General features: G+C 74.6%; 5 protein-coding genes. 3 read left to right on the top strand and 2 right to left on the bottom strand.

Annotation, left to right across the window (positions count from 1 at the left end; all coding sequences use genetic code 11):
• Nucleotides 1-24: 24 nt before the first annotated feature.
• The gene (locus tag Sm713_RS06920) at nucleotides 25-3,492 is read right to left on the bottom strand and encodes an ATP-dependent DNA helicase (protein WP_212908766.1); all 3,468 of its coding nucleotides are present in this window, start codon (nucleotides 3,490-3,492) and stop codon (nucleotides 25-27) included.
• A gap of 177 nt (nucleotides 3,493-3,669) precedes the next feature.
• A complete protein-coding gene (locus Sm713_RS06915; RefSeq protein ID WP_212908765.1) occupies nucleotides 3,670-4,056 on the bottom strand; it encodes an MGMT family protein in 387 nt (128 codons plus the stop codon).
• 560 nt (nucleotides 4,057-4,616) lie between these two features.
• On the opposite strand from Sm713_RS06915, the gene Sm713_RS06910 reads away from it, so the two are divergent.
• The 3 genes from Sm713_RS06910 (at nucleotide 4,617) to Sm713_RS06900 (ending at nucleotide 10,939) form a co-directional block, all read left to right on the top strand.
• Nucleotides 4,617-7,421 carry a lysylphosphatidylglycerol synthase transmembrane domain-containing protein gene (locus tag Sm713_RS06910; RefSeq protein ID WP_212911839.1) on the top strand — a complete coding sequence of 935 codons (2,805 nt, stop codon included), beginning with the start codon at nucleotides 4,617-4,619 and terminating at the stop codon, nucleotides 7,419-7,421.
• A gap of 165 nt (nucleotides 7,422-7,586) precedes the next feature.
• A complete protein-coding gene (locus Sm713_RS06905; RefSeq protein ID WP_212908764.1) occupies nucleotides 7,587-9,173 on the top strand; it encodes an alpha/beta hydrolase in 1,587 nt (528 codons plus the stop codon).
• Nucleotides 9,174-9,361: 188 nt separating this feature from the next.
• Entirely contained in the window at nucleotides 9,362-10,939 is a 1,578-nt protein-coding gene (locus Sm713_RS06900; RefSeq protein ID WP_212911838.1) for an alpha/beta hydrolase, read from the top strand.
• The last annotated feature ends 37 nt before the right edge of the window (nucleotides 10,940-10,976 follow it).

The following is a 10,976-nucleotide window of genomic DNA, read 5'->3' as shown; positions in this document are numbered from 1 at the left end:
GCGCGCCCCGCCCCCGGCTCGTCCTCACTCCACGACCTGGTCGCCCTCCGGCCGGGCGCTGCACGCGGCGTGGAACGCGCAATGGGCGCACTGCTGGCCGGTGGTGGGGGTGAAGCGCTCGTCGAGGACCTTGCCCGCGGCGGTCGCGAGCAGGTCGCCGATCCACTCGCCGGACAGCGCCTCCTGGGACTGCACCTTGGGGAACGCGTCGCCGCCGCTGCGCCGGGCGGCGCCCTGGCGGAGCTGGACGAGCTCGGCGCCGCCCGGCTCGGGCGTCGCGCCGAAGAGGTCGTCGACGGCGCCCTCGCGCACGGCGAGCTGGTAGACGGCCAGTTGCGGGTGGCGGGCGACGTCGGCGGCGCTGGGTGCCTGCTTGCCGGTCTTGAAGTCGACGACGTAGGCGCGGCCCTGGGCGTCCCGCTCCACCCGGTCCATGGCGCCGCGGATGCGCACCTCGAAGGGCCCCGCCCCGAGGGTGACGTCGAAGTCGTGCTCGCCGGCCACGGGGGTGCGGCCCGCGCGGTCGGTGACGTGCCATCTCACGAAGCGTTCGAGTGCCGCGCGCGCGTTCTCCTTCTCCTGGGCGGACTTCCAGGGCGCGTCGAAGGCGAGCGCGTTCCAGACGGAGTCCAGCCGCTCCATGAGGGCGCCGAGGTCGGCGGGGGTATGCCCTGAGGCGACCTCGTCGGCGAGGACGTGCACGACGTTTCCGAAGCCCTGGGCGGCGGTCGCGGGCCGGTCGACCTTGACCTCGCGGGACAGGAACCACTGCAGGGCGCAGGTGTTGGCGAGCTGGTCGAGCGCGCTCCCCGAGAGCACCACGGGGCGGTCGCGGTCCCGCAGCGGCACCTTGCCGTCGGTCGGATCGACCATCCCCCACCACCGGTAGGGGTGCGCCGACGGCACCAGGGGGCGGCCCTCGCCGTCGTCGAGCGCCGCCAGCCGCGCCAGGCGCTCCGCGGCGGCCTCCCTGAGGGTGGCCGAGACCCGCGGGTCGACGGTGGTCGCCCGCAGTTCGGCGACGAGTGCCGACACCGAGAGCGGACGGCGCGGGCGGCCAGTGACGTCCCTGGGCGTGACGCCCAGCTCGGTGAGGAAGCGGGACGGCTGGTCGCCGTCGTCGGCGGGACTCTTGACGGCCGTGACGACGAGACGGTCGCACGCGCGCGTGGCGGCCACGTAGAACAGGCGCCGCTCCTCGGCGAGGAGCGCACCGGGCGTCAGCGGCTCGGCGAGCCCGTCGCGTCCGATGCGGTCGGCCTCCAGCAGGGAGCCGCGCCGGCGCAGGTCGGGCCAGAGCCCTTCTTGCACGCCGGCCACCACGACCAGCCGCCACTGCCGCCCCTTGGCGCGGTGCGCGGTCATCAGGCGGACGGCTTCGGGGCGCGGGGCGCGGCCGGTGAGGGTGTCCGCGGCGATGTCCTGGGCGTCCACCTCCATGAGGAAGTTGAGCGCGCCGCGACCGCCGGAGCGCTCCTCCGCGCGCGCCGCGGTCGCGAACAGGGCGCACACGGCGTCGAGGTCCCGGTCGGCGTTGCGCCCGCCGGGGCCGCCGCGGCGTGCCGTGCGCTCCAGGCGCTGCGGCCACGGCGTGCCGTTCCACAGCTCCCAGAGCGCCTCCTCTGCGGTACCGCCGCCTGCCAGGAGCTCACGGGCCTTGCGCAGCAGGGCACCGAGCCGCTGGGCGCCGCGCGCGTAGGCCGGGTCGTGCGCGACGAGGCGTTCCGGCTCGGCCAGGGCGCGCGTCAGCAACTCGTCGGAGGGCGGCGGCAGGGCATTGCCGGCCGCACGCTCCTCGTCGCGCAGCGCCCGGCCCAGGCGCCTGAGATCGGTGGCGTCCATGCCCGCGAGGGGGGACGCGAGCAGGGCGAGCGCGGTCTCGGTGTCGAGCCAGCCGCCCTGGGGCGCGCCCGGCTCATCCCCGTCCTGCCGCGCGCCTCGCTCGTCCCCGTCCCGCGGCGCGCCCGGCTCGTCCCTGTCCTGGGGCACGCCCAGCTCGTCCCTGTCCTGGCGCGCGCCCAACTCATCCCCGTCCTGGGCTCGGCCCGCCCCGTCCACTCCCCCGGCCGGCCCCCTCCCCTCGTCCTCCCGCGCCGCCGTGGCCACCGCGCGCAGCGCCGCCAGCAGGGGGGCGACCGCGGGCTCGTGGCGCAGGGGGAGGTCGTCGCCGTCGATGTCCAGGGGCACACCCGCCGCGGTGAGCGCCCGGCGCACGCCGGGGATGGTGCGGGCCCCCGCGCGCACCAGGACCGCCATCTCGCCCCAGGGGACCCCGTCCTCCAGGTGCGCGCGGCGCAGCAGGTCCGCGATGTTGTCGAGCTCCGCCCCCGGCGTCGGGTAGGTGTACACCTCGACCCGGCCGCCGTCGCGCGAGGCCGCCGGCTCCCGGTGCGCGCGCACCGCCTGGGAGGACAGCCGGGTCAGGGGCATGCGCCGGGTGATCTCGCGGGTGGCGGCGAGCACCCGGGACGCCATGCGCCGGGAGGTGCCCAGCACCCGCACGGGCGAGGGACGCCCGTCCGCGCGCGGGAACGCCTCCGCGAAGTCCAGGATGCCGTTCACGTCGGCACCGCGGAACGCGTACACGGACTGGTCGGGGTCCCCGAACGCGACCAGCGTCCGGCCGCCGCCCGCGAGCGCCCGCAGCAGGCGCACCTGCGCCGGGTCGGTGTCCTGGTACTCGTCGACGAACACGGCGTCGTACTGCGCCGCGAGCCGGGCGGCCGTCTCGGGGGTCCCCGCGTCCTCGGCGAGCAGCACGGCGCGGTGCACCAGTTCGGCGTAGTCGAGCACGCCCTGCATGTCGAGCACGTCCAGGTACTGGGCGAGGAAGGCCGCCGCGGCACGCCAGTCGGGCCTGCCGATGCGGGCCGCGAACGCGCCCAGGGCGTCGGGGCCGAGGCCGAGCTCGCGGCTTCGGGCCAGGACCGCGCGGACCTCGTCGGCGAAGCCGCGGGTCGTCAGGCAGGCGCGCAGCTCGTCGGGCCAGCGCACCCTGCCGAGGCCGTCGCGCTCCAGGTCGATCTGGCCCGCGAGGAGCTCGCGGACGGCGACGTCCTGCTCGGGTCCCGACAGCAGGCGCAGCGGCTCGCCGAAGAGATCGGCGTCCTGGTGGGCGCGGACCAGGGCGTAGCAGAACGAGTGGAAGGTGGTCGCCCTGGGCGCACGGGCGGCGCCGACCCGCAGCGCCATACGGTCGCGCAGGTCCACCGCGGCCGTGCGGCTGAACGTGAGCACCAGGATGCGCTCCGGCGCGGTGCCCTTCTCGACGCGGGCCGCCACGGCCTCCACCAGGGTGGAAGTCTTGCCGGTGCCGGGCCCCGCCAGGACGAGCAGCGGCCCGCCCGGGTGATGAACCACAGCACGCTGGCCTGCGTCCGCACTAGGGCGAGGGGACGGCGCCGGCGGAGTGCGCACAAGCCGGTAGGCACCTCGGGAGCCCTGTCGTACCCCCTGGTGCGACAGGTGCCGGAACGATGAAGGGGAGCTCACGTGAATCGCCGGTTCTGGTGGAGTGTGCTGATGGTCACGCGGCTCGGGGCGCCGGGAGCGGGCCGCGGGGTGAACGGGACGGGTGACGACGACGCTACGCCCGGGGCACGGCTCGTGACACCGCTTCCCCCGTACGGGTCATCGGCGGCTGTGCGAGGGCCGCGATGGCGGAAGCTTTCAGGTGTGAGCCTCTGCGTGTCCCCCGCCGTCCCAGCGCGCCCGTCGCATGTCGAGGCGCGGCATGTGCCCTTCGGACGCCTGGCCGGCCTGGCGCAGCGGGGTGCCCTCCGCGCGGTAGTGGCCGAGCGCGGACAGTTCGTGGCCGGCCAGCAGCACGCCGTCCGCGCGCACCACCCGCCACCAGGGCACCGCGCCGCCGTACAGCGACATCACCCGGCCGACCTGGCGGGGCCCGCCCTCGTCCAGCCATTCCGCGACGTCCCCGTAGGTCATCACCCGGCCCGCGGGGATCAGCTCCGCGACCTCCAGCACCCGTTCCGCGTATGCGGGCAGGGCGTCCGGGCCCGTGTCCGGTCCGTGCCGCCCGTGGCTCTCCTCGCTCATCCGTCCCATCCTGCCCCACCGCCACGACAGCGAGACTCGACCGTGACCCGGTCGGCCGCGTGCCCCCGAGCAGGTCATGAGGCACACTGTGGGACCCCGCACGGGCCCCTGGCGCGTTCGGCCGTCAGAGGGGCATGCCACCATCAAGCGGGCGGTGACAGGTGATACGAGATCGAGAACACGCGTCTGAGCAGCAGGGTGCGCGCGCCGGTGAGCCGGTGGGCACCTCTGCCGCCCCCGCACGCCCAGATGCCGGCACCGCCTCCCGCCCGCGGCGCGACGTTCCCGGGGACACCGGCCCGACCGGCGTGGACGGCACCCCCGAGGTGGCCGCCGTGTCCGGCACGTCCGACGCGCCGGACGGCCTGGGGACGCCGGGCGCCAACGGCGAGGCACGCCCCGGTGGCGCCGCAGGCGACCCCACGCCGACGGGCCCGGAGGGCGCGTACCAGGCGGACGACGGCGCCGGCCGGCCCGACCGCTCCGGCGAGCGCCACGCCGACCGTGGGGAACGTCACGCCCACCGTCCCGGCGGCGCCCACGAGGCCCCGCGCGGCGGCCTGCCCGAGACCTCCGGCGACGCGACGCGCCGCCCCGGTGGGGCGCATGACGCGTTCCTCGGAAGACCTGGCGGGACGCCCCACGGCGCTCACGACGCCGAGGGCCGCGACGGCGGGGACAACGGCCCCCGGCCCGCCTCCGGCGGCGCGCACATCGACCAGGTGGAGGGCGACGAACCGCTCCTGCCCGCGCGCGTGCACCGCCCCTCCGACCTGGTGCGGTTCCTGATCGGTGCGCTCGCGATCGCCGTTCTCCTGGCGATCGCCGCGTTCGCGCACGGCACCACCTCGGGGCTCGAACAGGACATCAACAAAGGCACCGGCCAGGCCCCTGACCTGTTGATCAGGTTCGCCGGGCTGGCGTCGAGCATCGCCGTGCTCCTCGTGCCCGTCGCGTTCGCCATCGAACGCCTGATCAAACGCGACGGACTGCGGATCGCCGACGGCGTGCTCGCCGCGGTGCTCGCCCACGGCGTGACGCTCGCCACCGACCTGTGGGTGGCCAGACAGGCCCCGTCCTCCATCAAGGAAGCGCTCACCCAGCCGTCCCCGAGCGACCTCCACGCCCTCACCGACCCCGTGCACGGCTATCTGGCGCCCGTCATCGCCTATATGACGGCGGTCGGCATGGCCCGCAGACCGCGCTGGCGCGTGGTGCTCTGGGTGGTGCTGCTGCTCGACGCGTTCGCGATGCTCGTCACCGGTTACACGACCGCGTTCTCGATCATCCTCACCGTGCTGATCGGCCTGACCGTGGCCTACGGCACGGTCTACGCGGTCGGTTCGCCGAACGTGCGCCCCACCGGCCAGACCCTGCTCGCGGGGCTGCGGCGGGTGGGCTTCCATCCCGTGAGCGCCGCGCGCGACGAGCCGCTGACGGACACCGGCGAGTTCGTGGACACCGGTGACACGGGCGACCGCGGCAGGCGGTACTTCGTCACCTTGGAGGACGGCCCACCGCTCGACGTGACGGTCGTCGACCGCGAGCAGCAGGCCCAGGGCTTCTACTACCGCGTCTGGCGCCGCCTGACGCTGCGCGGCATCACCACACGCAGCAGCCTCCAGTCCCTGCGCCAGGCGCTGGAGCAGGAGGCGCTGCTCGCCTACGCGGCCGGTTCGGCCGGGGCCCGGGCGCCGAAGCTGATCGCCACCTCGGAGCTCGGCCCGGACGCCGTGATGCTCGTCTACGAGCACTCCCCCGGCCGCACCCTCGACGCGGTGCCCGACGACGAGATCACGGACCCCGTGCTGCACGACGCGTGGCGGCAGGTCAAGGCGCTCCAGTCCCGCCGGATCGCCCACCGGCGCCTGGCCGGCGACGCGATCCTGGTGAACGACACCGGAGAGGTCACCCTCACCGATCTGCGCGGCGGGGAGATCGCGGCCGGCGATCTGGTGCTGCGCATGGACATCGCACAGCTCCTGACCACCCTGGGGCTGCGGGTCGGGGCCGAGCGCGCCGTGGCCTCCGCGGTGCGGATCCTGGGGCCCGACACGGTCGCCAACTGCCTTCCGATGCTCCAGCCCATCGCCCTGACCCGGACCACCCGCAGCACGCTCCGCAGGCTCGGGCGCGCGCGCTCGCAGCGGGAGCGCGAGGCGGTGCTCGACGCCTCCCACAAGGCGAAGTCGGCGCGCCTGGAGGAGGCGGAACACACGGCTGCCGGGCGGGCGGTGGCCGCGGAGGACACCGGGCGGCGCGCCGTCGTCGACAAGAAGGCCCTGCGCGCCCAGAAGCAGGAGGAGAAGCAGGCCGAGAAGCGCGTCGTGGAAGAGGCCCTGGAAAGCGCCCGCGAAGAGGACCTGCTGACCCAGATCCGCCACCAGGTGCTGCGGATCCGCCCGCAGGCGCCGGTGGAGCCGGCCCGGCTGGAGCGGATCAAGCCGCGCACCCTGGTGAGCTTCATGGCCGGGGCCATCGGCGCGTACTTCCTGCTGTCGCAGCTCACCCACATCGAGTTCGGCCGCATCTTCGCCGAGGCGCACTGGGGCTGGGTCGCCATGGCGGTGCTGTTCTCCGCACTGAGCTACTTCACGGCGGCCATGAGCCTGCTCGGCTACGTGCCGGAGAAGGTGCCCTTCATGAGGGCGGTCGCCGCCCAGGTGGCGGGCTCCTTCGTGAAGATCGTGGCACCCGCGGCGGTCGGCGGCGTCGCCCTGAACACCCGGTTCCTCCAGCGCGCGGGCGTGCGCCCCGGGCTCGCGGTCGCCAGCGTGGGTGCGTCGCAGCTGTCCGCGCTCGGCTGCCACCTCGTGCTGCTGCTGGTCTTCGGCTATGTCACCGGAACCGAGAAGACGCCCTCCCTGTCGCCGTCCCGCACGGTCATCGGGGGCCTGCTCACGGTCGCGGTGCTCGGCCTCGTGGTGACGTCCATCCCGTTCCTGAGGAAGTTCGTGGTCACCCGCGTGCGGTCGCTGTTCGCGGGCGTGGTGCCCCGGATGCTGGACGTGCTCCAGCGGCCGCAGAAGCTGCTCCTGGGCATCGGCGGCACGCTGCTGCTGACGGCCGCGTTCGTGATGTGCCTGGACGCGTCGATCCGGGCGTTCGGCAACGACCAGGTCTCCCTGAGCCTCGCCAGCGTCGCCGTCGTCTTCCTCGCGGGCAACGCCCTCGGGTCCGCGGCGCCCACCCCGGGCGGCGTGGGCGCGGTCGAGGCGACCCTCACGGTCGGCCTCATCGCCGTCGGCCTCCCCAAGGAGGTCGCCGCGCCCGCGGTGCTGCTGTACCGGCTGCTGACGCTCTGGCTGCCCGTGCTCCCCGGATGGCTGTTCTTCAACCACCTGACCAGAAAGGGAGCCCTCTAGAGCGGGCGCCGCTGCCCCGGACGGTGGTGCGGGACGGCGCAGGGCGCGCGGCGAGGGATGCGCAAGAGACGGGACGCCCAAGAGACGCGACGGCTTCGCCACGCGCGTCACCCGCACGGCCCGCGGCCCCGCGCGCCGACCACGGGCCAACCGCAGGATGAAGGCATGCCGAAGCCCTCGTCCCCGCGCACCGCGACCCTGGCTACCGCCGCCGTCCTGCTGTCTGCCTCCCTGACGGCCTGCGGCAACTCGGAGGGAGCGGGGGGCGAGTCCGGCGGGCGTCATGTCCCGGGCCGCCAGCAGGACAATCCCTGGAAGCAGAAGCTGCACTGGCGTGACTGCCCGGCACCGTCCGAGTCGGAGGGCGGCGGCCCCTCCCCCTCGCCGCTGCCGCACGGCGGCACGTGGCAGTGCACCGCCATGAAGGCCCCCCTCGCCTGGAGCGATCCCGAGGGCGACACGATCGACCTGGCCCTGATCCGCGCGAAGGCGAGCGGTCCCAAGGACCGGCGCCTCGGCTCGCTGGCGTTCAACTTCGGCGGCCCCGGCGGCTCCGGAGTGACCACCCTGCCCGCCTTCGGCAGCGACTACGAGAAGCTGCGCACCCGCTACGACCTGGTGAGCTTCGACCCGCGCGGGGTCGGCCGCAGCGCGGGCGTGCGGTGCGAGAACGACCGCCAGCTCGACGCCTACTTCCAGCAGGACTTCACCCCGGAGAACGGCACCGAGGAGAGCCGGCTGCTGCGGAACACCAGGGCGTTCAACACGGCCTGCGAGCGCAACTCCCGACGGCTGCTCCCCCACGTGGGCACCACGAACGCCGCGCGCGACATGGACCTGATGCGCCACGTGCTCGGCGACCGGAAGCTGAACTACTTCGGCATCTCCTACGGCACCGAACTCGGCGGCGTCTACGCCCACCTCTTCCCCAAACGCCTGGGACGCACCGTCTTCGACGGCGTCGTGGACCCGACGCAGACCCCCGCGCAGAGCGCCCTCGGCCAGGCCAGGGGCTTCCAGCTGGCCCTGAACAACTACGCCAGGAACTGCGTCGCCAAGCCCGGCGGCTGCCCCGTCGGCGACAGCGAGCAGGAGGTCGAGCAGCGCATGGCCGGCCTGCTGCGGAGCCTGGACACGAAGCCGCTGCCGGGCATCGGCGGGCGCCGGCTCACCCAGACCGCGGCCACCAACGGCATCGCCCAGGCGCTCTACTCGAAGGACTTCTGGGACTACCTCACCGAGGGCCTGGAAGAGGCGTACGACGGGAACGGCACCGTCCTGATGATGCTGTCCGACTCGATGAACGGCCGGAACCAGGACGGCCGCTACAGCAACGTCCAGGCGGCCAACGTCGCGATCAACTGCGCCGACGACAGGCAGCGCTACACCCCGGCCCAGGTGCAGCAGCAGCTGCCGGCGTTCCGGCAGGCCTCGCCGCTGTTCGGCGACTACCTGGCCTGGTCCATGCTCAGCTGCACCGGCTGGCCCGTACGGGGCGCCGCCGACCGCCCCGACGTGCACGCCCCCGGCGCCCCGCCGATCCTCGTCATCGGCAACACGGGCGACCCGGCCACCCCCTACCGGGGCGCGCAGCGGATGGTGCAGGGCCTCGGCGACCACGTCGGCGTGGAGCTGACGTACAAGGGCCAGGGGCACGGCGCGTACGACAGCGGGAGCAAGTGCGTGCGGAACGCGGTGAACGGCTACCTGCTGGACGGGAAGATGCCGCCCGCGGGGACGGTGTGTTCATAGCCCGGCGGCGCGCCACGCCCGCACCCCCCGTCGCCGCACCGGTCGCCCCGGAGCGCGCTGTGCCGGAGCCCGCTGCCCCGGAGCCGGCTGTCCCGGCCCCCGCTGTCAGTGGCCCTGCCTACTATGACCTGACAGTCCTCCCGGAGGAGGACGAGCGCGAGGGGGGCGGGGTCATGGGCGCTGGATTCATGATGCGTTTCGGGAGACCGGCGGCGGCCGTCGTCGCCGCGGCTTCGCTGCTGGCCGGCTGCGGTTCCGGCAAGGACTCGGGCGGTGGCGGCAGCACGAAGGCCGGCCGCGCGGCGCCCTCCACCTCCAGCGGCGCTCCGGCGCCCCGCTCCTCGCCCGACGCCGTGCCCACGTCCGCGCTGCCGGCGTCCCTGACCGGCCAGACCCTGCACTGGAGCCGGTGCCCCTCGGACGGCGGCCTGCCCCCGGGCTCCCAGTGGCAGTGCAGCACGATGAAGGCCCCGCTGGACTACGCGAAGCCGGACGGCCGGACGATCGGCATCGCCCTGATCCGGGCCAGAAGCACCGGCGGCGGCTCCCGCATCGGCTCCCTGGTCTTCAACTTCGGCGGCCCCGGCGGCCCGGGCGTCTCCATGCTGCCCTCGTTCGCCGACCTGTACGGCACCCTGCGCACGCGCTACGACCTGGTCAGCTTCGACCCGCGGGGCGTCGGGGCCAGCGAGGGCGTGCGCTGCCGCACCGACCAGCAGCTCCAGGCCGCCGAGTCGGTCGACCTCACGCCGGACACCCCCGCCGAGGAGAAGGCGTACTTCAAGGACGCGGCTGCCTTCGGCACCGGCTGCGCACGCACCGCCGGCGCCCTCCTGCCGCACCTGTCCACGGCCGAGACGGCCCGCGACATGGACCTGATGCGCCAGGTCCTCGGTGACCGCAAGCTGCACTACTTCGGCATCTCCTACGGCACCGAACTCGGCGGCGTCTACGCCCACCTCTTCCCCGGGAACGTCGGCCGCGCCGTCCTGGACGCCGTCGTGGACCCCACGGCCGACTCCACGGCCCAGGAGAAGAACCAGACCCGCGGCTTCCAGCGCGCCCTGGACAACTACCTGAAGTCCACCGGCCAGAACCCCCGGCGGGGCAGCGCGAAGATCGCGGCCCTGCTGAAGCGCCTGGACGCCAAGCCGCTGCGCGCCTCCGGGGGCCGCAAGCTGAACCAGTCCCTGGCGCTCACCGGCATCACCGTCACCCTGTACAGCAGGCAGACCTGGCCCGAGCTGACCGCGGCCCTCCAGGCGGCCCAGCGGGGCGACGGCACTCCGCTGCTGAAGCTCGCCGACGCCTACAACGAGCGGGGCGCGTCCGGGCACTACGGCACGGAGAGCCACTCCCAGCGCGCCATCTCCTGCCGGGACAGCAGGCAGCGCCCGACGCCTGAGCAGGCCAAGCAGGGACTCGGGGCGTTCCGCGCGATATCCCCCGTCTTCGGGGACATGCTCGGCTGGGACTCGGCGGGCTGGTGCTACCACTGGCCGGTGCCCGGGCTCCAGGACACCCCGGACGTCAGCGCCGCCGGCGCCCCCGCCATCCTCGTCGTCGGCAACACCGGAGACCCGGCCACGCCGTACGAGGGTGCCCGGAGGATGGCCGACGAGCTGGGCAGGGGTGTCGGGATCGAGCTCACCTGGAAGGGCCAGGGCCACGGCGCGTACGGCAGCGGCAGCACCTGCGTGGACGGCACGGTCGACGACTACCTGCTGGACGGAAGCGCGCCCAAGGACGGCAAGGTCTGCTCCTGACCGGCGCCCGGGTCTGACCGGCGCCCGGGTCTGACCG

Origin of the sequence: Streptomyces sp. TS71-3 (assembly GCF_018327685.1) — a bacterium.
Classification (GTDB): domain Bacteria; phylum Actinomycetota; class Actinomycetes; order Streptomycetales; family Streptomycetaceae; genus Streptomyces.
This window is presented reverse-complemented; position numbering and strand designations above follow the sequence as displayed.